The organism is Pseudomonas sp. DWP3-1-3b3 (genome assembly GCF_049896305.1).
GTDB classification, from domain to species: domain Bacteria; phylum Pseudomonadota; class Gammaproteobacteria; order Pseudomonadales; family Pseudomonadaceae; genus Aquipseudomonas; species Aquipseudomonas azotoformans_A.
This window is the reverse complement of record NZ_JAFCUA010000001.1, coordinates 24,024-50,040: the sequence shown is the minus strand read 5'-3', so window position 1 is coordinate 50,040 and position 26,017 is coordinate 24,024. Positions and strand designations below refer to the sequence as shown.

The window sequence follows — 26,017 nt, the reverse complement described above, 5'->3', positions numbered from 1 at the left end:
TGCGGGAATAGCTCAGTTGGTAGAGCACGACCTTGCCAAGGTCGGGGTCGCGAGTTCGAGTCTCGTTTCCCGCTCCATATTCAACAAAAACGCCGATCAGCAATGATCGGCGTTTTTGTTTGTGCGTGATTTGTGAGAGGACGCTGGCGTTCAATGCGCAGGCGACGTTTCCTGCCCAGGCATGAAAAACCGTGCAAACAACTCGGACTGAGACTTGATGCTCAGCTTGTTGTAAAGGTTGCGACGATGAACTTTGATGGTCTCTGTGGACAGGTTCAGCTTGCCGGCGATCTCTTTGTTGGAAAAACCGCTCAACAGCAACCGCAGCACATCTTTTTCGCGCGCAGTGATTTGTGCGCCAAGTTGCATGATTGCCTCAGACCATGGCGGCGGCTCGGCCTGGCTTTTTTCCGCATCATTCTCAAAGCACATGCGCTGATGCATCAATGCCATCACCCACGGTTTGATCATGTCCAGCGTGGTGATCTGCTGCGGGCTGTAACGCACGTTGCTGCCAAATGAAATGCACAGCGTTCGGTCGGCGTCGAGCTGCACGTTGTACTGCACCTCGTCCACGCTGACGTACTGGGCGAAGTACTGGTGGTAATACTCGGTGGTCAGGAAATGCTCCGGCGCGATGTCGGACAGATGGAAAAAACCACTCTGCGGGTTTTCCCGGTTGGCGATGTAAAAGGGGTCCAGCAGGTACAGCCCTTTTACATAGCGCTGGGTCAGGGCGTCCACTTCGTCCGCATCGGCGACTTCGGTCAGGCTGATGACCCGCACCTGTTGGTCGCTGAAGATCAGTACAACCCAATTGTCGATCTGGACATATTCCTTTAGCACGCGAACCAGCGAGCTCCAGAACGCCGGGCGGTTCAGCTGCATGATCAGCGTTCCGGCGGACCGATGCCAGGCCAGGTTGTGAAGGTCGAGCGACATTTACTACCCCTTTAGGGTTAGGCATTCATGGGGCTGGGCTAAGTACTTCTGGGTATTTACTAATCGGACGTGCCGCGTATATTCACCCACCAGTGGATGCAGGCCATGATGGCCTGTCGTTTTGACAAGGATAGCGAGATGAGTCAACCCTATTTGCGTGCCATTTTTATGGCTGCGCTGGTCTCTATGTGTGCCAGTGCCCCGGTCTCGGCGGCCGAGCCACGGGTCAACCTGTATAACTGGTTCGGGCTGATCGCGCCGGAAACCCCCAAGGAATTTGAGCAGAAAACCGGTACCCGGATGCACCTGGATGCCTTCGACAGTGCCGAGATCATGCAGAGCAAGGTCATGGCCGGGCGCACCGGGTATGACGTTGTCGTCGCCACCTCGAATGTCTTGCCCAGCCTGATCCAGGCCGGTGTGCTGGCACCGCTGGACCGCTCCCAACTGAGTAATTTCTCGCACATCGATCCGGAAATGCTGGCGCTGCTGTCCGCCAACGATCCGGGTAACCGCTATGCCGTGCCGTATTTGTGGGGCACCACCGGCATTGGTTACGACGTGGATAAGGTCAAGGCCGCCCTGGGTGACGATGCCCCAGTGGACAGTTGGGACCTGATCTTCAAGGAAGAGAACATCAGCAAGCTCAAGTCGTGTGGCGTGGCGATGCTCGACTCGCCGAGCGAAATCATCTCGATTGCCTTGCATTACCTCGGCCTGCCAAGCAACAGCCAGAACCCTGAGGATTACCAGAAAGCCCAGGCGTTGCTGCTGAAGATCCGCCCTTACGTCCTCTACTTCGACTCTTCCAGGACCGACGCCGACTTTGCCGACGGCAATATTTGTGTGGTGGTCGGCTGGGCGAGCGGGGCGCTGACGGCGCAGGCCATCAATGAGAAAAACAACACCGGCCGCAAGATTGCCTACAGCCTGCCGCGTGAGGGTGGGTTGGTGTGGTCGGAAAACTTTGTGCTGCTCAAGGATGCGCCGCATGCCAAGCAGGGGCTGGCGTTCATCAACTACATGCTCGACCCGCAAGTGATCGCCAAGAGTTCCAACCACACGCTGTACCCCAACGCCAACAAGGACGCCACCGTGTTGGTCGAGCAAAAGTTGCGCGACAACCCCTGGATTTACCCGTCCAAAGAGACGATCGCCACCTTGGTTCCCCTGGAGCCGTTGCCCTTGAAATTGGAGCGAATCCGCACGCGGGTGTGGACCAAGGTGAAGAGCGGCACCTGATCGGGTGAATGAATAGGCGGGTCGGGCTGCTGCAGACGTGCCAGTGAAGGAGAACAATCATGGGCCAAGCCGAATATCAGCGCGACGTGAAGTCGGACGATGACAAGGCGTACAAGGACATCGAGGAACAGATCGGCCACTGTACGCCCGAACAAGCCTGGGCCATGTATTACGTCTCGACGGGCATGGTGCGTGAGTACATTACGCGGGCGGTGATGGAGCATATCGGCCGGGGCAACCGGGCGCTGCTGCTGGAGTTCCCGGAGCTTGCCCGGACCGAGGAGCGATCACGCTTCCTGCTGCCGCTCTAACCGAATGCCGATCAGCGATGATCGGCATTTTTTTGTGCGCGCGGGCTCACCGCTTTGGCCAGACGTAATGTGGCCTCGCGGATCTCTTCCTGATTCAGCGAGGCGAAGCCCAGGCGCAGCGCATTTTCTGCCTGGTCCATTGGCGAAAACTGCCCGCCACTGCGTACGACCAGCCCGTGATCAAGGGCTGCGTTCACCGTCTGGTCGACGTCGATTGCATCGTCGAAACGCACCCACAGCGCCAGGCCGCCTTCGGGCTCGCGCACCTGGATCCGCTCACCGAACGCCGCATGCAGGCAGCCTTGCAAGGTTTCACGGCGGGCGCGGTATTCCTTCGACACGCGGCGCAGGTGCTTCTTGAGTTCGCCGTCGTTGATCAGGTTGGCAAGCATCTTCTGCGCGACCGCGTCGGCATCGCCCAGCATCAGTGCGGCGTTGCTATGCAGGGCTTCGACCACCTGCGCAGGAGCCACCACATAACTGCAGCGAAACGTCGAGCCGAGAGCCTTGGATAACGAGCCAACATAAATCACATGCCGCTGTGCGCGATCACTGGCCAGGGGCAGGTAGGGGCGTCCGCTGAAGTGAAATTCGTGGTCGTAGTCTTCTTCGATGATGCAGAAGTCATGCAGCGCCGCCAATGCCAGCAACTGCTGCCGCCGCGCCGCGTGCAGGCTCACGGTGGTGGGGAACTGATGGTGCGGCGTGAGGTAGATCATCCGCACCTTGTGTTCGCGGCACAGGCGATCGATCTGGTCCGTGCGACAGCCTTCTTCGTCGATGTCCACCGTGACCAGTTGCGCACCCAACCTGCGGAAAATTTCCCACGCTGGCGGGTAACTCAGGCGCTCCACCAGCACCACGTCGCCGGGTTTGAGCAACAGGCTGGCGGTCAGGTACAGCGACATCTGCGTGCCTTGGGTCAGGCAGATGTTTTCGGCGCCGACCGTCAACCCACGGTTGTTACGCAGCATCTCGGCCAGCGCGCAGCGCAGATGATAGCCGGTGCCCTCGCTGCCGTAGCGCAGGGTGTTGGACGCAAAGCTGCTGCGCAGGGCATTGCGGTAGTAGCGGTGCAGCACGGCTTGGGGCAGCAGGCGGTGGTCGCTGGTGCCGTTGTCGAAAAACAGCGCGTCATGCCGATGGTTCAGCGCCGTCACCTGGGCGTTCTGGGCGAAATAGGGCGCGGCTGTCTGCGCCAGGATGGGCGGCGCGAAGGGCACCTGCGCGCGGCTCGGCAGTTGCTTGGCCGTCAACTGCGCATTGACGAAGGTCCCCCGGCGCGGCTCGCTGACCAGCCAGCCCTTGGTCATGGCCTCTTCGTAGGCCAGGATCACGGTCTTGCGGTTGACGTCGAGCAACTGCGCCATTTCCCGAGTGCCTGGCAACAGTGTGCCTGGCAGCAATCGCCCTTCAACGATCGCGGTCACCAGGCCTTCGGCAATCTTGCGATAGGACGCCTGGCTTGCACTGTCGTTGAGCTTGAGCAGCGGTCGCCATTTTCGCATCTGGACCATCTGAAGTATCCAAAACTGGAGGTTTTAATGGGCCTAGTCTAGCGCAACAATCACGGCTCACTCACCCCGAGGTTGTTATGAATACACGTCATGTCATCGAACTGTACCCCTCGGGGAAAACCTTTGAGGCCGGTGATGAACTGTTGCTGGATGCAATGCTCGCCAACGGCCTGTCGGTGCCGTTTTCTTGCCGGCGCGGTGCCTGTGGCTCCTGCAAGGTGGTGGTCGCGGAAGGGGCGTACCGGGCCAAACAGCTGGCGCCGGACGCACCCGCGCCGTGCTATCCGTTGGCCGCCAATGAAATGCTGTTGTGCCAGAGCCACGCCTGCGGCGACATGCGCCTGGAAATCCCCGGCTGGTCGTTGGACACACCCGCGCTGGTGGTCGAGGCGCAGGTCGTGAGCAAACGCGCACTGAGCCCCGACATCATTGAGCTGGTGCTGATGCCGGACAGGCCGCTGGCAGTGCGGGCGGGCCAGTACCTCAAGGTCCGCCTGGTCGACGGTGACTCGCGGTGCTTCTCGATCGCCAACCTGCCGGCCGACGACGATGGGCGGCTGGTTTTTCAGATTCGCCAAGTGAGTGGCGGGCTGTTTTCCGAAACGTTGCTGGCCGACCTGGAGGCTGGCGATCTGTTGCAACTGGAAGGACCGTTTGGCGCCTGTACCTGGCAGGACAATGACAATGCGCCCGTCGTCCTGCTCGCCACGGGCACCGGCTACGCGGGTATCAAGCCCATCCTGCTGACCGCCCTGACGCGTGATGTTGACGTGACCTTGTACTGGGGCGGCGGGCAACCGGCAGATTTCTATGACCGCACGTTCCTGGACCAGTCGGTCATCGATCACCCACGCTTTCACTGGCACCCTGTGTTGGTTTCCCAAGGGCGGGTGCAGGAAGTTGCCTTGAGCCATGGGCATGACTGGGCAGCCGCCCAGGTGTATGCGTGCGGTAATGGCGCAATGATCAGCCAGGTGCGCACGGAGTGTCTGGACGCCGGCTTGCCCGGCCATCGATTCGTCGCGGAAGCCTTTGTGCCCAGTGGCCGGTCGAGTGCCGGCACGGCGCCCAAGGCGTTGCACCCGGTCTGGGAGAAAGTCGGCCCACGTTATTCTCTGGACGGCATGTTGGCCGCGCGCGATCAGTCCATCCGCGCCCTGGCGGCGATTGCCAGCCGACTACAAGTGGGCATGACCACCGGCGATGCCCTCGACATGGCCGCCGACCAACTGCAAGCCATGGGCGCTTCCCACACCTGGCACCCGACCTATATCCGCTTTGGCGACGACACGGTGCGCCCACCCCGTGAAGGCATTGACCGCCAGCGCAGGCTGCGCGCCTGCGACATTGTCGTGGTCGATCTGGGCCCGGTGTGGGACGGTTACGAGGGCGACTACGGCGATACCTTTGTGTTCGGTGACGCGCCGCTGCATCTGGCGTGCAGGACCGCACTGCATGAGGTGTTCGACGAAACCCGCGACGCCTGGCTACAGGGCCTCACCGGCCGCGAACTGTATGACTATGCCGAGCAGAGCGCCCAGGCAAAAGGCTGGAGGCTGGCACGCAACCTGGCAGGGCACCGCCTTGCGGATTTCCCCCACGCGTTGTTTGAGAATAAGGTGCTGGCGGACCTGGAAATCCCACCGAGTGAAATGGCCTGGGTCCTGGAAATCCAGCTGTGCCATCCCACGGAACCGGTCGGTGGTTTTTTCGAAGATATGTTGATGCTGCAAGCCTGAACAGCCCGCCGTTGCGGCGGGCTGCTGTTTATCAGAGCTTGGGCAGTTGGCCGATGCGGCCCATCATTTCGGTGACGATCTGCAGGTCCAGCAGGAACTGGTCGACGGTCTTGAACTCGTTGTCGGTGTGCCCGGTGTACTTCACTTCCGGACGCGCCAGGCCGAATTGCACGCCGTTGGGCAGTTCATGCACGGAGGTCGCGCCGGCCGACGTGCCGAACTTATGTTCCATGCCCAGGTTTTCGCTGGCCACCGCCAGCAGGGCCTTGACCCACTCACCTTCAGGGTTGCGGTACATCGGCTCGGCCACCGAGTAGGTGAAGCCCACCTTGACCTTGGTTTTCTTGTCCCAGGCGCTCAGCTTGTCGGCGATCTCGGCTTTGAGTTTTTCCGGCGACTTGCCCTTTGGCACGCGCAGGTTCACGGCCAGCTTGAAGGCCTTGTCATCCAGGCCGACAAAGGTCAGAGAAGTGGTCAGCGGGCCCATGAACTCATCAGAGAAGCCCACGCCCAACTTGCCGCCCAGGTAATCCAGGCCCCAGTTGTCAGACGCATAACGTGCAGCATCGGTGATGTGGTTGTGCTTGAGGGCGATCTTGCCATCGACGCTGTGGATCAACTCCAACATGCGCGCCACCGGGTTGACCCCGGATTCCGGCTCGGACGAGTGCGCGGACACGCCGGTGACGGTCAGCTTGACGTCTTTGCCGTCGACCTTGGCGGCCACTTCAAAATCGCCACCGTTGTTCTTGGAGTATTCAGTACCGGCCTTTTGCAGGCTGGCAGCCAACTCGGCAGGTTTGTCGCTGACAAAAGTCGCCACTGACGCCGAGGGAATCTGGTTAGTCGCCATGCCGCCGGTCATCGAGATGATTTCCGCGCCTTTGCCTTCACCCTTGCGACGCGGGAAGGTGGCCATCACTGTGCCGTAGCCTTTCTCGGCAATCACCACCGGGTAACCGCCATCCAGCGCCAGGTTGTACTGCGGTGTCGGGTTCTTTTCGAAGTAGTAGGGAATTGCGTCGCCGGAGGTTTCTTCGGTGGTGTCCACCAGCAGTTTGAAATTGCGTGCCAGCGGCAGCTTCTCTTCCTTGATCACCTTCATGGCATACATCGCCACGACGATGCCGTTTTTGTCATCCTCGGTGCCACGGCCGTACATGCGGTCGCCGATCAGCGTGACTTTGAACGGGTCGAGCTTGGTGCCGTCCTTCAGTACCCAGTTTTCCGGCGTCACGGGCACCACGTCGGCGTGGGCGTGGATGCCGACCACTTCATCACCGCTGCCTTCCAGGGAAATTTCGTACACACGGTTGTCGATATTGCGGAAGGTCAGGTTAAACGCCTTGGCCAGTGCCTCGATCTTGCCGGCAATCTTGATGAATTCCGGGTTCTTGTACTGCGGCAAACCGTCCACATTGAACGTCGGGATTTCCACCAGCTCACGCAGGGTTTCGGTGGCGGCCTTGCCGTACTTCACTCGCGTGTAGATACCGAGCAGGCGATTGATCTCGTTCTGCTGGTCTGCGCTCAAGGTTTTGTTATCAAGAAACGCACTGATCGCCGGGCCCACGTCACGGGTCTTGCCCAGGTCGCCCTTGGCCAGGGCGCCGAGGAAACCACGGAAGTCGGTGACGGACGTTTCGTTGAAATGCTTCAGAATTGCCGTGCTTTGGTCCGGGGTGATGTTGGCGAAAGCGGGGCTGGTGATGGCCGAAAGGCTCGCCGCGAATAGGGTGGCAGCCGCCAATTGCTTGAGTGGAAAGTGCATGGAGAAAGGCATTCCTTTGCAGGTAATAAGTGGGAAGTTTCTGATCGAACTGTCAGAAACATTTCCACACACTACCACTGTGATGGAGCGGGAGGGGAGATGCAGGTGAGTGAAATGTCCTACTTCAATAAGAAAACGCCGCCCCTGGATGAGCGGCGTTTTTGCAGGTTCAGCGAGGCGCCAGGTACAAGGTTTGCTTGAATGTACCGTCCGGCATAGGGTCGGAAGTCATTTGCCCGGTGAAGCCTGTATAGGTACCGGTACCGCCCAGGACAGCGACGGTGGATTGGCCGGCTTCGTACTCCTGTCCGCCGACGACAAGGGTGCCTGTGGTCTGTCCAGCGGCATTCACGAAAACCAACGTCCATTGGCATTGGCTGTGAACGCCTGGCAGCGTGGTGACACAAAAGCCGTTGTTGCTGCCGATATCCTGGCGGCCTTGGTCCATCAAGGGTTGAGCGAAGACAAACAGATCCCCCTGGGACGCCCCCGGTGTGCCCGTATCCACGGGTGTCTTGAGGCCCCGAGTACCATCGGCAAAGGTGACCAGAGTGACGGTTGACGGGTGGTTGATGCAGCCGCTGAGGGGAATAAGCAGAAGCAGTGTGCACAAGGTGCGAAGGGTAGCGGTTTTCATGGCTGTACTCTCCTGTGAGTGGGCTCCGGTCGCAGCACCGCTAAAGCTGCGTCCGGAGACTGAAAAGGCTAGCTGCCAATCCTTGGAATTCAAATGCCCGTAGGCCGACTTTTTATTACAAAGATCCCGGGTGCGGCGCCGCGTACTCCGCCGTCACATCCAGCGTCTTGGCATACGGCCCATCCCACAACTGCTCATGCAACTCCCCGATCCGCTTGGCCATCGCTTCACTGCGCATCACCACTTCCAGGTTGCGCGAGTTATCCAGGTACCCGCCCAGCCAGTTGCTGGTGCCGATCCAAGCAACCTGGCCGTCGATTTCCATGGTCTTGCTGTGGATCACCCGCGCATACGGGATAAAGCCTTGCTTGGCCTCGGGCAGGGTGACGATCTTGATGTGCACGTTGGGTAGCACAGCGAGGCTTTTGAGGTAGGGCAACTCCAGCGTGTCGGTGTTCCAGTTGGACACCATCAGCTTGATCGACACCCCACGCGCCGCCGCCGCACGCACGGCATTGTCGATCACTGCGTAGTACGGACGGGTCTTGTCAGGTCCGTAGGACAGTGGCGCATAGTCCAGCAGTTGCACGCGCACTTCGTGTTTCGCTTCGCTGAGTAAACGCGGCAGTTCCAGCTGTGAATCGCCCACGCCTGGCGGGTTGTAGCGTTGCGGGCTGGCGACCAGGTAGTTGCCAGTGCGGGGCGGCTCTTTGCTGGAGGCAGGCAGCGGAACGGGTTGGTTGTTGGCCACGGCCTGCTGGGCTTTCCAGTCTTGCTCGAAGATCGCCTGCACCTGGCTCACCACGGTCGGGTCGGTGATACGCAGCCCGGTTTCGTGGATATGCTCCAAGGAACGCCAATCAAAATTCTGGCTGCCGACAAACGCCTGCTTGCCATCCACCACCAGGTATTTGGCGTGGATGATTCCGCCGCTTACCCGCGCGTAGGGCAGCACGCGAAAGGTCAGGTTGGGGATTTTCCGCAGGCGTTCCAGGGTGGACGCTTCCGACAACCGGATGCCTTTTTCTTCCAGCAGAAAACGAATCTTCACACCGCGTTTACCGGCGGCTTCCAGGCGTTCGATCACGCGGTCCATCACCGAGCCTGGGTGATCGGCGGCGTAGAACTGGCCAATGTCGATGCTGTTTTTTGCGCCATCAAACAGCTCGCTCCACACCGGGCCGGGCTGGCGCAAGTCGTCGGTGCCGAGGGCGGTGTCCACCGGCACGGTGTGCACCAATTCAAACCCCGGAATCGAAAAGTCCGCCTGGGCCAGCGGACTCATGAGCAAGCCTGCCAGGCCTGCGATGCGCAATTTCAAGGAAATGGACATAGGAATTCCCATCACAAAAGAAAGCGGGCGCATTGCGCGCCCGCTGTTGCGTTTACGCCGTGCGGCTGTGCAGCGGCGTTGGCACCAGGTGCGGTACTTCATTCTGCACGCGGGCGCCGGTGGCCGCGCGGATCAGCAGGATTTTCAGCTGGTCGTTGATGCGCTCCAGGCTGTCCTGGAAGAAGTTGTGGAACACCACGCAGAACAGCGCGATGGCGATCCCCAGGCCGGTGGCGAACAAGGCCGTGCCGATGCCACCGGAAATCTGCCCTGGGTCGGACACACCCGCCGTGGCCAGCGCCTTGAAGGTGTCGATGATGCCGAGGATGGTGCCCAGCAAACCCAACAGCGGCGCGGCGGTGGTGATGGTTTCGATGATCCACAGGCTGCGGGCCAGGGGGGCACGGGTGGTCAGGTACTGGGTTTCGATCACGTCATCCAGGTCCTTGCGCGAACCTTGTGAGGCTTTCTGTGCCAGCACTGGCAACACCATGTTCAGCGGCAGGCTGTCACGGCGGGTCAGGCTTTCCGGCAGGTCGCGTTCGCTGTGTACATTGGCGCCCAGCACCTCGGTCAGTGCGCGGGCTTGACGGCGTACATACGCGAAGTAAATCCCGCGCTCGATGGTGATAAAGATCGCGATGGCCATCGCGGCATACATCACATAAAAGGTGATGTCGTGGAGCAGGTTCATGTCCATGTTCATTTACCTCGCAATTAGAAGTTGGCTTCCAGGGAAACCGTCACGGTACGTTCCAGACCCACGATGTAGGCCGGGTCGCCGTCGCGGAAACCGCTGTAGCTGGCCGCGTTGGTCTTGGTGGTGTACACGCCGTCCAGGTATTTCTTGTCGAACAGGTTGTCGACGTTCAGGCGCAGGGTCGCGTCCTTGACCACCTTCTTGTCCACCGGCAGGTAGATACCCGCGCCGGCGTTGAACACGGTGCGGCCGGAGATGGCTTCGTCATTGGTCAGGTCGCCGTAGAGCTTGCTGGTGTACTTGCCGCCGAAGGTGCCGTAGAAGCGGCCGTCGTCGTAGCCGATGTTGGCGGCCAGCATGTTTTTCGGCACGTTGGCGAACTGCTTGCCGCTGGTCGGCAACAGGATGGCTTTGCCGGCGTTGTACACGGTCAGGTCGTCTTGCTGCTCGGCCTTGGTGTAGGTGTAGGAGGTGTAGTAGTTGAAGTGATTGGGCAGCAGGCCGCTCCACTCCAGCTCCAGGCCGCTGTTGTTGACGGAGCCGGCGTTGATGTCGGCGAAGTCGCCGTTGATATCCCGCGACGACACTTGGCGATCCTTGAACTGCATGTAGAACAAGGTGGCGGCCACGGTCATGTCTTCATCGGTGTAGCGCCAGCCCAACTCGTGGTTCCAGCTGGTTTCCGGCTTGGAGTCGATGGAACCCACGCCCTTGTCGTACAGCACGTAGTTCTGCGGGATGCGCATGTTGCGCGACAAGCTGTAGAACAACTGATCGCGTTCATCCAACTGGTATTTCAGGCCGGCGTTGGGCAGCAGCTTGTTGTAGGTCTGGTTACGTTTTTCCGGCTGCTCGGTGAGGCTGCCGTGGTTGGTGCCGTCACGCTTGACGTTCATGTAGGCCAGGCCGGCGATCAGGGTCCAGTCCGAGTTGATGTACCAGGTGTCCTGGGCCCAGACCTTCTGCGCCGGGGTGATGGTGAAGCGGTCGCGACCCTGGACGGTGTTGCCGTTGGCATCGACCACCGCGTCGTTGGAGTCCGGCCAAGTGTCGACGGGCTTGCCACTGGCCTTGAGCGGAATAAACGGCTGGGTCTGGCTTTGACGGGCGCGCTCGTACCAGTAGCCGACTTGCAGGCTGTGATCGCCCAGGTCCCAGTTCAGTTTGGTGGTGATGCCCGGACGCCAGGTCTGGGTGCGCGAAGGGCGGTAGTACACGCCGTTGTTCGGGGTGCCGTCGGCGTTGTATTGGGCGCCGGTCGGCAGGTTGCCCAGGTCGAACACGCCGCCTTGGTTGGAGCCGCGGTTCAGCGCATAACTGGCCGAACCGACACCGCTGCCGTTACCCCAGTAGTAATACGGGATCACCGACAGCGCGAGGTTGTCTGCCAGTTTGAACTGGGTGTTGAGCACGGCGGTGAATGTCTGGAACGGGTTCTGCGCCAGGGCGTAGTAGCTGTTGTACTTGCCGTTGCTGCCCACGGTCGGCGTGGCCGGGTAGGGGTCGTACTTGCGACCGTTCTGCTGGTACTGGGCCTTGGTCAGCTGGCTGTAGCTGTTGTTGTCCTGCTCGTGGTACTTGAGGATCAGGTTGGCGGTGTTGCCATCGCCGGCGTCGAAGAAGCTGTTCCATTCGACCTTGTCCGCGCGCACGGCGCCCGAACCGCGCCACATCTGGCCTTCGGTGTGGGAGGCCGACAACCAGTTGCTCAGGCCATTGATCTCGCCGGTGTTGAGGCGGGCAAAGGTCTTGCGCGTGGCGTTGCTGCCCATCACCTGTTTGACGAACGCCCCGGTTTCCTTGGTCGGGCGAATGGTCACGATACCGATGTTGCCGCCGCTGGAGCCGATGTGCGGGCCGTCGGCCTCCGAAGAGCCCTGGGTGACGAAGATCTGCTCGATGTTTTCCGGGTCGCCCAGCAGGTTGGAGTACAGCGCGTAGTTGCCGGAGTCGTTGATCGGCATGCCGTCCACCGACATCCCCACCTGGTCGGAGTTGAGCCCGCGCATGGTGAAGCGAAAGCCGGACAGGCCGGTGGCGTCTTCGCTGGAAATGTTCAAGCCCGGCGTGTACTTGAGCTTGTCCACGGCGTTGCCAGTGGCGGTCTGTTTATCCAGCGCTTCCTTGGTCACGGTGGAGCGGCCCTTGATGCTTTCTTCCTGCACCATGTAGCCGCCACCTGCCGTGGCCTTGCCCTGAACCCCAATAGTCCCGACGTCGCTGTTGCTAGTGTCGGCCATGACCATTCCATGGCCCATGCTTGCGGCAACGAGTGCCAGATGAATCCGTGTGAACCTCATCTCTGTCGTCCTGGTGTCGGGTGCTTATTGCACGCTGTAGTTGAAGGTGGCGGTGAAGCGCTGCTCATTGCGGCCCCCGAAGGCTTGCTCGGGGAACGGCTTGACTTGCTTGATACGACGCAAGCTGTTGGTGGCGGCCCGGTTGAGCAACATGCTCGAGGCCTGGGTCTGCAAACCGGAGTCGAGAACCCGACCCTGGCGATCGACCAGCAACCAGACCACCACTTCGCCGGTGGGGCGTTCGAGGGAGGCCTGGCGTCCGGTGGGGTACTGCTTGTAAGTGTCCAACTCGTTGCGCAAACCCTTGAGGTAACCGCCTTCCAGCGCTTGGCCGTCGACCTTTGGCGGTGCTGGCGGCGCGGGTGTCGGCGCGGCCTGGGCCACGGGCGCCGGTGCCGGTTTGGCGGCGACCGGTGGGGGGGTCGGGGTGGGCGTTGGCTTGGCGACCACGGGCTTGGGCACAGGTTTTGGCTTGGGCTCAGGCTTGGGTTTTGGCAGCGGTTTTGGCGGCGGCGGTGGCGGGGCGGGTTCGGCCTCTTCATCCTCGATAACCGGCGGTGGCGGCTCTTGTTCCACCACCGGCTCGGGGATCACTTCTGGCTCCGGCTCGACCAAGGCCAACTCGACCGCCGACTCGTCGTACACTGGCTCGACCTTCAAGGTCTGGGACTGGATACCCAGTGCAATCAGCACCAGGGCGATCAGGGCCGGGACACTGCCCAGCAGCTGACGCGCACGAAACAATACGTACATGATCAGGACTTACGCGTGGCAATGGACACGGAGGTAAAGCCACCCAGACGCAGGGTGTCCATCACCTCCACCAGGCGCGAAACTTCTACGCCTTTGTCGCTGTTGACGATGATGGTCGACTTGGTGTCAGGCTTTTGCGCCGCTTTCAGCGCCGGCACCAGCGCGTCGACCGTGAGGTCCTTGCCATCCAGTTGCAGCTGGCCTTCCAGGCCCAGTGTCAGGATGAATTTGTTCTGTGGTTTGAGCTGCTGCGAACTGCTGGCGCTGGGCAGTTGCGTCTTCATGCCGAGGGCCGGAATCACGTTCAGGCTCACGAGTACGAAAAACACCAGGAGGAACATCATCACGTCGATCATCGGGATCAGTTCGATGTGCGCCTTGCGTTTTTTCGGTTCGTCCCAGGTTCTCATTCCGCTACCCCGTTATTGAATTAGGGGCGACACGCTAACAACCAAAAATGACCGATTGGTTAACTTTAATTGACGTTTTGACGGCTCTAGGACAAGCCTTTCAGGCGATTATCAAGACATTTTTGTGACGTAACAGAATTGACATGCACCAGGGGCATTCTCAAAAACTTTACATCGAGGGCCCCTGGAAATGAGCCGTGAACTGCCACAGATATCCACGCCGCGACTGTTAATGCGCGCACTGGAAAACCACCAGGCCGAGACGTTGTGCACCCTCGCCAACGGCCCGAAAATCGCCGACAACACAGCGAGCATTCCTTCGCCTTACACCCTCGAAATCGCGCAGGATTTCATCGCTGGCATGCCGGAGAAATTTCGCTCGGCCCACCTGTTGAGCCTGGGCATGCACCGGCGTGACAGCGGCGAGTTGATCGGCATCGTCAGCCTGCGCATCAAACCGGATCACCTCTACGGACACCTGGGCGGTTGGGTGGCGGCGGACGCACGCAACCAGGGCTACGCGGCAGAAGCGGCGCGTGCACTGATGGACTACGGCTTTGCCGAACTCGGCCTGCATCGCGTGGGCAGCCAGTGTTTCAGTCGCAACAAAGAGTCGGCACGGGTCATGGAGAAAATCGGCCTGCAGTACGAAGGCTGCCTGCGCGGGGCGTTCCTCAAGAACGGCGTGCATGAAGACATGCTGGTATTCGCCACGCTGCGAGAGGATTGGGAGTTTCGGCTGTGAGTAGCGAGGTTGATCATGGCCGACGCCGGGTGCTTGCCGGGCTGGCGGTTGCCACCACGTTTTCGATCCTCAGTCCGTTTGCGCGCAGTGCCGGCGTGGATTATCCGTTCACCCTCGGCGTGGCTTCCGGGGACCCGTTGCCCGATGGGTTTGTGATCTGGACGCGCCTGGCGCCGTTGTTCAATGCCGTGGATGGCCGGGGCGGCTTGAGCCGTTCCGTGCCCGTGCGCTGGCGGGTCGCCAGCGATGCCGCGATGACCCGCGTGGTGCGCCAGGGCGAAGTCATGGCTAGCGAGCGCTGGGGACATTCGGTGCATGTGGAAGTCGCGGGGTTGGAGGCGGGCCGGCCGTATTGGTATCAGTTCGAAGGGCTGGGCGCGCAAAGCCCGGTGGGGCAGTCGCGCACGGCGCCTGCGGTGCATGCCATGGTGTCGGCGCGCCTGGGGTTTGTCTCGTGTTCCCACTGGGAACGCGGCTATTTCAGTGCCTATCGCCACTTGGCGGAGGAACAGCCCGACCTGGTGTTCTTTCTCGGCGACTACATCTACGACAGTTCCTACGCGGCGGATTCGGGCAAGATCATCCGCCCCCACGGCAGCGGCAATGCGGTGAGCCTGAGCGACTATCGCAACCGCTATGCCCTGTACAAAACCGACCCGGATCTACAGGCCCTGCACGCCGCTGCACCGAGCGTGGCGACCTGGGACGATCACGAAGTGCAGAACGACTACGCCAACCGTTGGTCCCAGGACCCGAAGATTCCGGTCGGGCAATTCCTGCAGCAGCGGGCAGCGGCCTACCAGGCTTACTACGAGCATATGCCGTTGCGTGCGAGCAGCTTGCCGAAGGGGCCGGACATGCGTATTTACCGGCGCCTGGACTACGGCCGACTGGCCCGTTTCCACGTGCTAGACGGTCGGCAATACCGTTCCGAACAACCTTGCATTCCGGCGAATGGCAGCCACCAGGGGCATATCGCCGATAACCTCTGCCACGACTTGCGCGACCCTGGCCGCACCATGCTTGGTTGGCAGCAAGAAGCCTGGCTGGACCAGGGGTTTGCCCAGTCGAAAGCGCAGTGGAACGTCATCGCCCAGGACCTGCTGGTAGCGCCGCTGACCCAGCGTGACCTGACCGATCACAAGCCGGGACGCTGGACCGACGGGTGGGATGGCTACATGGCCAACCGCTCACGGATGCTGGCGTCCATAGAGCGCAATCGCGTCAACAACCCGGTGTTCTGGGGCGGCGATATCCATTCGTTCTGGGTGACGGACTTGCATGCCGATGGCAATAACCCGGATTCGCGGGTGGTAGCCACGGAATTCGTCGGTACGTCGGTGACGTCTGACGGGCCGCCTTTTGCTGCGTTCAGCAAGTTGCTGCCGCTCAACCCTCATGTAAAATTTTTCGACAGTCGCCAACGAGGGTATGTGTCGGTGGAGGTGGAGGAGGGCAGGATGCTCACTAACCTGCGGGTGATTACCGACCCTCGCGACCCGATGGCCACGGTGTCGACCCTCAAGTCGTTTGTGGTGGAACCAGGGCGGGCGGGGGCGATTGAGGTTTAAGGGATGTTTCCTCGCTAAGAGTCGGAAACCTCTGACTTGTCGGGTGCATGAGGCGCATTGATAAATGCTCGCCTCTTCAGACCCTGCAAGGAATTCCGGTTTTATGTCAGCCAAGCGTAGTTCGTTCAATCGTGCGTATTTTCAGGAAGTGAGTACCACGACCCGGTTAGTGCTGCCGTTGTTGGTGGGGCATGTGTCGGTGGGGCTGATTGTCCTGGTCGACAATGTGATCGCGGGCCATCACGGCACGCTCACTCTCGCGGCGGTGACCCTCGGGACTGCGCTGCTGTGGTTGCCGATGCTGGTCCCCATCGGCACGCTGATCGCCCTGACAGCCCAGGTGGCCAAGCTGTCTGGTGCAGGGCGCGAGGCCGAAATAGGCGCCGTCTTCCGCCAGGCGCTGTGGTTGGCGCTGGGGATGGGCGGGCTGATGTTCCTGTTTCTCAGTATGGCGCCGCACTGGCTGGAAACCGCTGGTATCGCGGCGGAGGTGATACCGCAGACGCAAGCGTTTTTGAACGCCGTGCGTTGGGGCAGCCCGGCCTTGAGCGTGTTTTTTTGCATGCGTTATTTGAGTGAAGGCATGCGCTGGATGCGGCCGACCATGGTGTTCGGCTTTGGTGGGTTGTGTGTGCTGGCGCCACTGGGATACGGGTTGACCCATGGCAAGTGGGGGTTCCCTGAAATGGGCGCACAAGGATTGGGCATTGCCTCGGCCAGTATGATGTGGCTGCAGGCGATCCTCTTCGCGCTCTACTTGTGGTACACGCCACGTTTTGCGCATCTGCGCCTGTTTCAGCGTTTTGATTGGCCAAACCTGGCTCAACTGCGCCGATTACTGGGCGTAGGGTTGCCGATAGGCATTGCGATACTCATGCAAGGCGGCCTGTTTATCGCCACTTCATTGCTGATCGGTCAATTGGGCGCTGTATCGCTTGCCGCACATCAGATCGCCGTGAACGTGGCGCAGGTCTGCTTCATGGTTCCGGTGGCGGTGGCCGAGGCGACGACGGTACGGGTAGGGCATGCGCTTGGGCTTGGGGATCGGGCAGGTATCCGTCGGGCAGCCACGGCAGGCTACGGGATCGTCTGTGTCACCCAACTGCTGTCGGCCGGTGTGCTGCTGTTCGCGCCCGTCGCGATCGCACAGTTGTATACCCGTGATGCCGCGGTTATCGCGCTGGCATCGACCCTGCTACTGTATGCCGCGCTGCTGCAACTGCCTGACGGCTTGCAAATGCTTGCGTCCGGAGCACTGCGAGGACTGCAGGACACTCGAGTGCCGATGATGATCGCGGTCATTTCCTATTGGGTAATCGGCATGCCCCTGGGCGCTTGGCTGGGCTTGGGGCTAGGATGGGGGCCGCAAGGCATGTGGATCGGCCTGATCAGCGCCCTCAGCCTTGCAATGGTGCTGATGGGGTGGCGCTTTCATAGCAGTAGCCGCCCCGACTCTTCCTCTCAATCGATGCTATAGCGCACCGACAACGCGCCCTTTTTTTCCGACAGGGCCAGTATGGTCACCTGGCCCAGCTCGCTCAGTGCCTGCACATGGGTACCGCCGCAGGCATACGCGGGCAATTCGCCAAAGCCGACTTCGCGGGTGCCGTCTTCCAGGTTCATGTGGCGCGGGTAGTCTGCGGCGATCCATTGATTGACCTGTTGTTGGATCGCCTCGGCGTCCATGGCTTGCGCCGCTTCGCCACGGATAAAGGTGATCTTGCCTTCGCCGGGCCAGTGATGGGCCTTGATCGGCATCCAACCCAAAGTCTCGCCTGCGTTGCCGATCAAGTGTCCGGCGGAATGCAGTCGGGTGTTTAACATACGGCGCTGTTCATCGACCCTTGCGGTGGTCGGACCGGGTTCCAATGGCCGGTCGACGTAGTGCACCACGCGGTCGACCTCCTGGGTGACGCGCAGCACAGTGCTTTCACCGAGCCAGCCGGTATCGAAAGGTTGCCCACCGCCCTGGGGGTGAAAAATCGTCGACTGCAGGATGACTGCAAACTGCTCCTCGTGGGGGGTGCAACTCAACACCTCCAGCTCGGCAGTCAGGTGGTCGTGGGTGAAAAACAGGCGCTCGGTCATCGTCTACATCCGCATCAGGGTTCTACGCGCAGTATAAATAGTGCGTGGATAGGTGATAATCCGCTCAATTATCAATGGACCTGTGCACCATGAGCATCAATCTTCCTTTGCCGCTGCTGGGCGAAATGGCGATTTTCGTCAAAGTGGTGGAAACCGGCAGTTTCTCCGAAGCCGCCCGGCAGATGGGCGCTTCGCCTTCCTCGGTGAGCCGCAGTATCTCGCGCCTGGAGAAGGCCCTGGCGACGCGCTTGCTGCAACGCACCACGCGCAAATTGCGCTTGAGCGAAGGCGGGGAAGAGGTGTTCAAGCGCTGCCAGGAGATGGTTGGCGCGGCGCGCTCGGTGATGGAGATCAGCGGCCAGTTCACCCATGAAGCCGAAGGGCTGGTGCGGGTCAGCGTGCCCAAGGCGGTGGGGCGATTTGTGGTGCACCCGCATATGCCGGAATTCCTGCGGCGGTATCCCAAGGTGGATGTGCAGTTGATCCTGGAGGATCGGCAGGTGGACATGATTGATGACAATGTCGACCTGAGTATCCGTATCACCGACAGCCCTCCGCCGGGGTTGGTGGGGCGGCAGTTATTGCCCATCGAGCATCTGTTGTGCGCGACGCCGCAGTACGTGGCTGAACACGGGACGCCGGCGCATCCCCATGACCTGCTGGCACACAGTTGCATTTACTTGGGGGAAACGCCGGGCGATTCGCGCTGGAAATTCCGCCAGGCCGGCAAGGCGGTGACGGTGGCCGTGCGTGGGCGTTATGCGGCGAACCACACCGGGGTTCGGCTGGATGCGGTGTTGCAGCACGTGGGCATTGGCAGCTTGCCGTATTTCACGGCGCGCCATGCAGTGGAGGAGGGGCGGTTGGTGCAGGTGTTGCCGGCGTGGGACTTTATTGCGTCCTACCATGGCGAAGCGTGGTTGCTGCATTCGCCCACGCGGTATTTGCCGCCGAAGTTGCGGGTGTTTATTGATTATCTGGTGGCGTGCATGGCGAAGGAGCCGACATTGCGTCGGCCCATTCCTGGTCGCTGATCAGTGCTTGCTCTGGTCAACCGGCATGGCCAGCAGTTGCTTTTCCTGGTTCCAGTCGAACGGTTCGTCGTTTTGTTCGGCTTCGAAGCGACGTTCTTCCAGGGCCTGGTACAGGTCCAGTTCTTCGTCGGGCATGAAGTGCAGGCAGTCACCACCAAAGAACCACAGCAGGTCGCGCGGCACCAGGTGGGCGATTTGCGGATAGCGCAGGATGACCTGGCTCATCAGGTCCTGGCCCAGGTACTGGCTTTCGATCGGGTCGATAGGCAGTAGGGCGCGCAATTCGTCGAAGCGCTCCAGGAACAGGGAATGGCTTTCCTCGGGCACCTGTTCGGCTTCGCCGACGGCAACCAGGATGCTGCGCAGGTGGTCGAGCAAGACGAGATGATCGGCAACGACGTTGGACACGAGATAAGTCCTCTAAAGCAAAAACGGGCGCGAGAGTATATAGCTCTCGCGCCCGTATTTATATGACCGCTCGACTCAGCGGACTTTACCCTCAGCCTGGGTCAGCTCTTCCTTGCTGAAATCATCCACGTCGATCACCTTGCGCCTTGCTGCTTCGGCATCACGCAGGGTTTGCGCCTCGGCCGGTTGCAAGACGCCTGCGTGCAGCGCCGCGTCGATGGCATGCTCCCCGGCGGTCGGTTTGACCTGGCCGCTTTTGAGCGCGGTGTGCAGTTTTTTCTGCAGCGGATGGCTGGCGCCGAGTAGGTCGTAGGCATGTTGCAGGGCGCCTACCGGATCTTCCGCCGATTGCGGGCGATAGCAGCCGGCCAGCAACTCTTCCAGGGTCGGGTCACCCTTGGCACGGCCGATCACTGCCGCTACTTCGGCATCCAGCGCGTCCGACGGCCCGGTATGGCGACGGCCGAACGGGAACACGATCACCCGCAGCAGGCAGCCCAGTACCTTGTTCGGGAAGTTACTCAGCAGTTCATCCAGCGCACGCTCCGATTCGCCAAGGCTTTCTTCCATGGCCCAGGCGAACAGCGGTTTCAGGTGGTCCGGCGAATCCAGGTCGTGATAACGCTTGAGGGCAGCCGACGCCAGGTACATATGGCTCAACACGTCACCCAGGCGTGCGGACAGGCGTTCGCGACGCTTCAACTCGCCACCCAGCAACATCATGCTCAGGTCAGCCAACAGCGCGAACGCGGCCGCCTGGCGGTTGAGTGCGCGGAAATAACCCTGGCTCAAGCGGTTGCCTGGGGCCTTCTCGAAATGACCGACGCCGAGGTTCAGCACCAGGGTACTGGCGGCGTTGCTCACGGCGAAACCGATGTGTTGCATCAGCAGCCCGTCGAATTCCTTCAACGCCTGGTCATGGTCTTCACGACCGGCCAGGGCCATTTCCTTGAGTACGAACGGATGGCAGCGGATCGCGCCCTGGCCGAAGATCATCAGGTTGCGCGACAGGATGTTCGCGCCTTCCACCGTGATAAAGATCGGCGCACCTTGCCAGTTGCGACCCAGGTAGTTGTTCGGGCCCATGATGATGCCTTTGCCACCGTGCACGTCCATGGCGTGGCTGATGCACTCGCGGCCACGTTCGGTAAGGTGGTACTTGAGGATCGCCGACAGCACCGAGGGTTTCTCTCCCAGGTCCACGGCGTTGGCGGTGAGCATGCGTGCGCTGTCCATCAGCCAGGCGTTGCCGCCGATCCGCGCCAAGGCTTCCTGGATGCCCTCGAAGGCCGACAGCGGCACATTGAATTGTTCGCGCACCTGGGCGTATTGGCCGGTCACCAGGCTGGTGAACTTGGCCGCGCCAGTGCCGACCGCAGGCAGGGAGATCGAACGGCCCACGGAGAGGCAGTTCATCAACATCATCCAGCCTTTACCGAGCATTTCCTGGCCGCCGATCAGGAACTCAAGCGGGATGAAGACATCCTTGCCGGAGTTGGGGCCGTTCATGAAAGCGGCGCCCAGAGGCAGGTGGCGACGGCCGATTTCTACGCCGGGGGTATCTGTGGGGATCAGCGCCAGGCTGATACCCAGGTCTTCTTCTTCACCCAGCAGGTGATCCGGGTCATGGGCCTTGAAGGCCAAGCCGAGCAGGGTCGCGACCGGGCCGAGGGTGATGTAGCGTTTTTCCCAGTTCAGGCGCAGGCCGAGGGTTTCCTTGCCTTCCCATTCACCTTTGCAAATCACGCCGGTGTCGGGCATGGCGCCTGCATCGGAGCCGGCCAATGGGCCCGTCAATGCGAAACAGGGGATGTCATCGCCACGGGCCAGGCGCGGCAGGTAGTGGTTGCGTTGTTCTTCGGTGCCGTAGTGCAGCAGCAGTTCGGCGGGGCCGAGGGAATTGGGCACCATCACGGTGGAGGCCAGGTCACCGCTGCGGGTGGCGAGTTTCATCGCAACCTGGGAATGCGCGTAGGCAGAGAAGCCCTTGCCGCCATATTCCTTGGGGATGATCAGGGCGAAGAAGCCATGGGTCTTGATGTGCTCCCAGGCCGCGGGCGGCAGGTCCATGGCCTGGCCGATTTCCCAGTCGCTGACCATGGCGCAGAGTTCTTCAGTCGGACCGTCGATAAACGCCTGTTCTTCTTCGGTCAGTTGCACCTTGGGGTAGGCCAGCAACTTATCCCAGTCCGGGCGACCGCTGAAGAGTTCGCCGTCCCACCATACGGTGCCGGCGTCGATGGCATCGCGCTCGGTCTCGGACATCGGCGGCAGGACTTTCTGGAACCAGCTGAACAGTGGCTTGGTGAAGTATTGGCGGCGCAGGTCGGGCAGCAGCAGGGGCGCGGCCACCACGGCGATCAACACCCAGAAGATCAGCAGCAGCCAACCCGGTGCGTGGCTCCAGACGCCCATCGCCAGCAGGTAGACGGCAACCACGCCCAGGGCGGGCAGGGGCGCGACGCGGCGGTGTGCGAGGTAGGCAATGCCGACCACCAGAACCAGTATCCACAACAACAGCATATTCAATCCTCCGTGAAACCAGGGGCGAAACCACCAGGGAGCTTAGTCGGCATCCGAACAAGCGGGGTGATCAGGGTGTAACGAGATTTGGCCGATTCGTCGTTATCTCCCCGGCAGGCCTGTGGTTAGACTCCAGGCTTCCTTCGGAGATAAAGCTCATGGATACCTACCTGAGTCCCAGCCGCTTCATCGATAGTGACCACCCTGCGGTGGTGGAGTTCGCCGAAAAATACCGTGGAACCCGTAGGGATTTTAGTGACCAGGCAGTCAGCCTCTACTACGCCGTGCGTGAGGCGATTCGCTATAACCCCTACACCTTCAGCCGCGATCCAGACACATTGAGTGCCAGCTTCGCCCTGGCCGCCGGCGAAAGCTATTGCGTGCCCAAGGCCACGTTGCTTGCCGCCTGCGCCCGCCATTGCGGGATCCCGGCGCGTATCGGCTTGGCGGATGTGCGCAATCACCTGTCGACGCCGCGCCTGATCGCCTTGCTCAAGAGTGATGTGTTCGCCATGCACGGTTATACCGAGCTTTACCTGAATGATCGCTGGGTCAAGGCCACGCCCGCGTTCAACCAACAACTGTGCGATGTATTCGATGTGCCGCCGCTGGACTTCGACGGCCTCCATGACAGCGTCTTCCACGCGTTCAACCGTCAAGGCCAGCGTTCGATGGAATACGTGGTCGACCACGGGCAATTTCCTGACGTGCCCGAGGCCTTTTTCTTCGCCCATATCCAGCAGTGTTACCCGCATCTGTTTGGCGAAGACCAGCCGCCGTTACTCGGCGACATGCAGAGCGATTTGAGCCGCGCGTGAACCGGCGTATGCTGCTGCCTTCATCCAGCCATGTTCATCCACAAGAAAGGCGCGGTCATGCTGAAAATCTGGGGTCGTAAAAATTCATCAAACGTCAGGAAGGCACTGTGGTGCGCCGAGGAACTCGGCCTGGACTATGAAGCAATTGATGCGGGCGGGGCTTTTGGTGTGGTCGACACGCCGCAATATCGGGCATTGAACCCCAACGGCCGGGTGCCGATGATCGAAGACGGCGACTTCGTGTTGTGGGAGTCCAATACCATCGTGCGCTACCTCTGCGCCAAGCAGGCCTCCAGCTGGTATCCGACCGAGGTGAAAGCCCGCGCCAACGCGGAAAAGTGGATGGATTGGACCACGTCGACTTTCGCCGAACCGTTCAAGATTGTGTTCTGGGGCGTGCTGCGCACCCCGGCGGACAAACAGAACTGGGACAACATCCACGCCGGTCGCCAGGCCTGTATCGAAGTGCTCAAGACCGTTGATGAAGCGCTGGCTACACAGCCGTACCTGTCGGGCAACGAGATCGGCATGGGCGATATTCCCCTGGGCAGCTTTATCTACGCCTGGTTCGAAATGCCCATCGAACGGCCTGCGATGCCCCATCTAGAGGCCTGGTATGCGCGCCTGCAACAACGTCCGGCCTACCGCAAAGCGGTCATGACTGCGTTGACTTAATACCCACTATTAATACGGGTGACTGTACTTGTGCGGCGCGGGCAAGCACCATGCTTGTCATGCGCCGCCGTTGAACTACCTGGGCTGCGCCCTCATCTACTCTTTCTATTCCCTTCTTTGGTGCGTAATCCGATATGAGTTCCGCTCTGTCCATCCGGCAGCTAACCAAAACCTACGGCAACGGTTTCCAGGCCCTGAGTGGTATCGATCTGGACGTTGCCGAAGGTGACTTCTTCGCCTTGCTCGGCCCCAACGGCGCCGGCAAATCCACCACCATCGGTATCCTCTCCACGCTGGTCAACAAGACCAGCGGCACGGTGAATATCTTTGGCCATGACCTGGACAAATCCCCGGCGGCGCTCAAGCGTTCCATCGGCGTGGTGCCCCAGGAATTCAACTTCAACCAGTTCGAAAAGACCTTCGACATCGTCGTGACCCAGGCCGGCTATTACGGCATCCCGGCGAAAGTCGCCAAGGAACGCGCCGAGCAGTACCTGACCCAACTGGGCCTGTGGGACAAGCGCGATGTGCCTTCGCGTTCGCTGTCCGGTGGCATGAAGCGCCGCCTGATGATCGCGCGCGCACTGGTGCATGAGCCGCGCCTGCTGATCCTCGACGAGCCCACCGCCGGGGTGGACATCGAACTGCGTCGCTCGATGTGGACCTTTCTCACCGAGCTGAACGAGAAGGGCATCACAATCATCCTCACCACCCACTACCTGGAAGAGGCTGAGCAGCTGTGCCGCAACATCGGCATCATCGACCACGGCACCATTGTCGAGAACACCAGCATGCGTAATCTGCTGGGCCAGTTGCATGTGGAAACCTTCTTGCTCGACCTGAAAAACAACCTGTCGACGCCGCCGCAACTGCTCGGTTACCCAAGCCGCCTGGTAGACAGCCATACCCTGGAAGTGCAGGTAGACAAGGCCATGGGCATCACCGCGCTGTTCACGCAGTTGGCGACCCAGAACATCGAAGTGCTGAGCCTGCGTAACAAAACCAATCGCCTTGAGGAGTTGTTCGTGTCCCTGGTGGAGAAAAATCTGGCGAAGGTGGCGGTATGAGTTCCGAACTGCAACCCAACCTCGTCGCGCTGCAAACCATCGTCTATCGTGAAGTGAAGCGCTTTACCCGGATCTGGCCGCAGACCTTGCTGCCGCCGGCGATCACCATGGTCCTGTACTTCGTGATCTTCGGTAACCTGATTGGCCGCCAGATTGGCGACATGGGTGGCTTCACCTACATGGAGTACATCGTGCCGGGCCTGATCATGATGTCGGTGATCACCAACTCCTACGGCAACGTGGTCTCCAGTTTCTTCGGCAGCAAGTTCCAGCGCTCCATCGAAGAACTGATGGTGTCGCCGGTGTCGCCCCACACCATCCTGATCGGCTACACTCTGGGTGGTGTGCTGCGTGGCTTGATGGTGGGCGTGATCGTGACCCTGCTCTCGCTGTTCTTCACCCACCTGCAGGTGCATCACCTGGGGGTCACCATTCTGGTGGTGGTGCTGACGGCGACGATCTTCTCGCTGCTGGGCTTCATCAACGCTGTGTTTGCACGCAACTTCGATGATATTTCGATCATCCCGACCTTTGTGCTGACGCCGTTGACCTACCTGGGCGGGGTGTTCTACTCCATTACCCTGCTGCCGCCGTTCTGGCAGACCGTGTCGCTGGCCAACCCGGTGCTGCACATGGTCAACGCCTTCCGCTACGGCATTCTGGGGGTGTCGGACATCAAGATCAGCGTGGCGATCACCTTCATGCTGGTGGCGACGGTGGTGCTGTATATCGGCTGCGCGAAGCTGCTGGTGAGTGGGCGCGGGATGCGTACGTAAGCGCTGACCCGCAATAAAAAACGGCCTCAATTGAGGCCGTTTTTTTTAGGTGCCGAGCAGGGCCAGATCGATCAGTTCATGCAGCTCTTCAACCGGCAACGGTGCGCTGGAAAACAGGCTGCGATACACCGTGGGGGCCGTGATCAGGTTCAGCAGGCGATCCAGGCTTGGCAACACCTCGACGCTGCCCTGATAGCGGTCGAGGATGACCTGCAACTGGCCCATCAGAATGTGGCTGCAGTAGTCCCTGGGATGACTGCACTGCACGTCGCGCATCATGTTGCGGCCCAGGTCGGAGCTCATTTCATCCAAGTATTGTTCGCCCCAGGCGCGCAGGTCACCGCGCAGGCTACCGGTGTTGGCCGGCTCGCTGTCCGGGCGCAGGCGCTCCAACGCCACATCGGCGAGCAGGGCAGCGAGGTCGCCCCAGCGTCGGTAGATGGTGGAGGGCGTGACGCCCGCGCGTGCAGCAATCATCGGCACGGTCACGCTGGAGCGCTCATGGGCTTCCAGCAGTTCGCGCGCGGCGTTATGCACTGATTCTTGGACCCGGGCACTGCGGCCTCCCGGGCGAAGGCCTTCTTTAATCGCCATGCCTAAAACCTTAACACAAAGAATTTGCTTTAAGCGCTTTCCAGTAGCACACTCGGCAAAAGC

The 26,017-nt window shown here is 60.7% G+C and carries 24 protein-coding genes and 1 tRNA gene; 12 read left to right on the top strand and 13 right to left on the bottom strand.

Going from position 1 to position 26,017, the window contains the following annotated elements; all coding sequences use genetic code 11:
- Nucleotide 1: 1 nt before the first annotated feature.
- A tRNA-Gly gene (locus ACP7BX_RS00245) sits at nt 2–77 on the top strand.
- 73 nt (nt 78–150) lie between these two features.
- Here the strand turns inward: ACP7BX_RS00245 and ACP7BX_RS00240 are convergent.
- On the bottom strand, nt 151–942 hold the full coding sequence (locus ACP7BX_RS00240; RefSeq protein WP_314534836.1) for a response regulator transcription factor: 792 nt from the start codon (nt 940–942) through the stop codon (nt 151–153).
- Nucleotides 943–1,080: 138 nt separating this feature from the next.
- Here ACP7BX_RS00240 and ACP7BX_RS00235 point away from each other — a divergent pair, with 138 nt between their 5' ends.
- Both ACP7BX_RS00235 and ACP7BX_RS00230 read left to right on the top strand, forming a co-directional pair.
- Complete coding sequence (locus ACP7BX_RS00235; protein ID WP_426130358.1) at nt 1,081–2,184, top strand: polyamine ABC transporter substrate-binding protein; 1,104 nt, start codon at nt 1,081–1,083, stop codon at nt 2,182–2,184.
- A gap of 59 nt (nt 2,185–2,243) precedes the next feature.
- The gene (locus ACP7BX_RS00230; protein WP_016979527.1) at nt 2,244–2,495 is read left to right on the top strand and encodes a hypothetical protein; all 252 of its coding nucleotides are present in this window, start codon (nt 2,244–2,246) and stop codon (nt 2,493–2,495) included.
- 11 nt (nt 2,496–2,506) lie between these two features.
- Here the strand turns inward: ACP7BX_RS00230 and ACP7BX_RS00225 are convergent, their stop codons facing one another.
- Nucleotides 2,507–4,012: a PLP-dependent aminotransferase family protein gene (locus ACP7BX_RS00225; protein WP_426130356.1), complete on the bottom strand. Its 1,506-nt coding sequence runs from the start codon at nt 4,010–4,012 to the stop codon at nt 2,507–2,509.
- A 77-nt stretch (nt 4,013–4,089) separates the two neighbouring features.
- On the opposite strand from ACP7BX_RS00225, the gene ACP7BX_RS00220 reads away from it, so the two are divergent.
- Nucleotides 4,090–5,751: a M24 family metallopeptidase gene (locus ACP7BX_RS00220; protein WP_426130354.1), complete on the top strand. Its 1,662-nt coding sequence runs from the start codon at nt 4,090–4,092 to the stop codon at nt 5,749–5,751.
- A 31-nt stretch (nt 5,752–5,782) separates the two neighbouring features.
- Here ACP7BX_RS00220 and ACP7BX_RS00215 read toward each other — a convergent pair whose 3' ends face one another.
- The 7 genes from ACP7BX_RS00215 to ACP7BX_RS00185 form a co-directional block, all read right to left on the bottom strand.
- A complete protein-coding gene (locus ACP7BX_RS00215) occupies nt 5,783–7,522 on the bottom strand; it encodes a dipeptidase (protein WP_426130352.1) in 1,740 nt (579 codons plus the stop codon).
- A 169-nt stretch (nt 7,523–7,691) separates the two neighbouring features.
- Complete coding sequence (locus tag ACP7BX_RS00210; protein ID WP_426130350.1) at nt 7,692–8,159, bottom strand: hypothetical protein; 468 nt, start codon at nt 8,157–8,159, stop codon at nt 7,692–7,694.
- A 115-nt stretch (nt 8,160–8,274) separates the two neighbouring features.
- Nucleotides 8,275–9,492 (bottom strand): phospholipase D-like domain-containing protein, encoded by a 1,218-nt coding sequence (locus ACP7BX_RS00205; RefSeq protein WP_426130348.1) that lies wholly within the window; start codon nt 9,490–9,492, stop codon nt 8,275–8,277.
- Between the two features lie 52 nt (nt 9,493–9,544).
- A complete protein-coding gene (locus tag ACP7BX_RS00200) occupies nt 9,545–10,192 on the bottom strand; it encodes a MotA/TolQ/ExbB proton channel family protein (protein WP_426130346.1) in 648 nt (215 codons plus the stop codon).
- Between the two features lie 17 nt (nt 10,193–10,209).
- The gene (locus tag ACP7BX_RS00195) at nt 10,210–12,492 is read right to left on the bottom strand and encodes a TonB-dependent receptor (RefSeq protein WP_426130344.1); all 2,283 of its coding nucleotides are present in this window, start codon (nt 12,490–12,492) and stop codon (nt 10,210–10,212) included.
- 24 nt (nt 12,493–12,516) lie between these two features.
- Nucleotides 12,517–13,245 (bottom strand): energy transducer TonB family protein, encoded by a 729-nt coding sequence (locus ACP7BX_RS00190; RefSeq protein WP_038845191.1) that lies wholly within the window; start codon nt 13,243–13,245, stop codon nt 12,517–12,519.
- A 2-nt stretch (nt 13,246–13,247) separates the two neighbouring features.
- Entirely contained in the window at nt 13,248–13,655 is a 408-nt protein-coding gene (locus ACP7BX_RS00185; RefSeq protein ID WP_061435935.1) for an ExbD/TolR family protein, read from the bottom strand.
- 190 nt (nt 13,656–13,845) lie between these two features.
- On the opposite strand from ACP7BX_RS00185, the gene ACP7BX_RS00180 reads away from it, so the two are divergent.
- The 3 genes from ACP7BX_RS00180 to ACP7BX_RS00170 all read left to right on the top strand — a co-directional run bounded on the left by ACP7BX_RS00180 (nt 13,846) and on the right by ACP7BX_RS00170 (nt 17,448).
- Nucleotides 13,846–14,400: a GNAT family protein gene (locus ACP7BX_RS00180; RefSeq protein ID WP_314534807.1), complete on the top strand. Its 555-nt coding sequence runs from the start codon at nt 13,846–13,848 to the stop codon at nt 14,398–14,400.
- The gene (locus ACP7BX_RS00175; RefSeq protein ID WP_426130341.1) at nt 14,397–15,971 is read left to right on the top strand and encodes an alkaline phosphatase D family protein; all 1,575 of its coding nucleotides are present in this window, start codon (nt 14,397–14,399) and stop codon (nt 15,969–15,971) included. The genes ACP7BX_RS00180 and ACP7BX_RS00175 overlap by 4 nt, the downstream gene beginning before the upstream one ends.
- Nucleotides 15,972–16,035: 64 nt before the next feature.
- Nucleotides 16,036–17,448 carry an MATE family efflux transporter gene (locus tag ACP7BX_RS00170; protein WP_426130339.1) on the top strand — a complete coding sequence of 471 codons (1,413 nt, stop codon included), beginning with the start codon at nt 16,036–16,038 and terminating at the stop codon, nt 17,446–17,448.
- Here the strand turns inward: ACP7BX_RS00170 and ACP7BX_RS00165 are convergent.
- Nucleotides 17,433–18,059 (bottom strand): alanyl-tRNA editing protein, encoded by a 627-nt coding sequence (locus ACP7BX_RS00165; protein ID WP_426130337.1) that lies wholly within the window; start codon nt 18,057–18,059, stop codon nt 17,433–17,435. The two genes, ACP7BX_RS00170 and ACP7BX_RS00165, sit on opposite strands and share 16 nt — an antisense overlap.
- A gap of 89 nt (nt 18,060–18,148) precedes the next feature.
- On the opposite strand from ACP7BX_RS00165, the gene ACP7BX_RS00160 reads away from it, so the two are divergent.
- A complete protein-coding gene (locus ACP7BX_RS00160) occupies nt 18,149–19,093 on the top strand; it encodes a LysR substrate-binding domain-containing protein (protein WP_426130335.1) in 945 nt (314 codons plus the stop codon).
- On the opposite strand, the gene ACP7BX_RS00155 is transcribed toward ACP7BX_RS00160, so the two are convergent.
- Both ACP7BX_RS00155 and ACP7BX_RS00150 read right to left on the bottom strand, forming a co-directional pair.
- Nucleotides 19,094–19,501, bottom strand: coding sequence for a PA2817 family protein (locus ACP7BX_RS00155; RefSeq protein WP_016979513.1), 408 nt, complete (start codon nt 19,499–19,501; stop codon nt 19,094–19,096).
- Between the two features lie 75 nt (nt 19,502–19,576).
- Entirely contained in the window at nt 19,577–22,024 is a 2,448-nt protein-coding gene (locus tag ACP7BX_RS00150; protein ID WP_426130333.1) for an acyl-CoA dehydrogenase, read from the bottom strand.
- Between the two features lie 158 nt (nt 22,025–22,182).
- Between ACP7BX_RS00150 and ACP7BX_RS00145 the strand changes: the two genes are divergently transcribed.
- The 4 genes from ACP7BX_RS00145 to ACP7BX_RS00130 all read left to right on the top strand — a co-directional run bounded on the left by ACP7BX_RS00145 (nt 22,183) and on the right by ACP7BX_RS00130 (nt 25,360).
- Complete coding sequence (locus tag ACP7BX_RS00145) at nt 22,183–22,842, top strand: transglutaminase-like domain-containing protein (protein WP_426130331.1); 660 nt, start codon at nt 22,183–22,185, stop codon at nt 22,840–22,842.
- Between the two features lie 57 nt (nt 22,843–22,899).
- Nucleotides 22,900–23,517 (top strand): glutathione S-transferase family protein, encoded by a 618-nt coding sequence (locus ACP7BX_RS00140; protein WP_426130329.1) that lies wholly within the window; start codon nt 22,900–22,902, stop codon nt 23,515–23,517.
- Nucleotides 23,518–23,651: 134 nt separating this feature from the next.
- Entirely contained in the window at nt 23,652–24,584 is a 933-nt protein-coding gene (locus ACP7BX_RS00135) for an ABC transporter ATP-binding protein (protein WP_426130327.1), read from the top strand.
- Nucleotides 24,581–25,360 carry an ABC transporter permease gene (locus ACP7BX_RS00130; protein ID WP_012723134.1) on the top strand — a complete coding sequence of 260 codons (780 nt, stop codon included), beginning with the start codon at nt 24,581–24,583 and terminating at the stop codon, nt 25,358–25,360. Before ACP7BX_RS00135 ends, ACP7BX_RS00130 begins: the two co-directional genes overlap by 4 nt.
- A 45-nt stretch (nt 25,361–25,405) precedes the next feature.
- Here ACP7BX_RS00130 and ACP7BX_RS00125 read toward each other — a convergent pair whose 3' ends face one another.
- Complete coding sequence (locus tag ACP7BX_RS00125; protein WP_426130325.1) at nt 25,406–25,954, bottom strand: TetR/AcrR family transcriptional regulator; 549 nt, start codon at nt 25,952–25,954, stop codon at nt 25,406–25,408.
- Between the last annotated feature and the right edge of the window lie 63 nt (nt 25,955–26,017).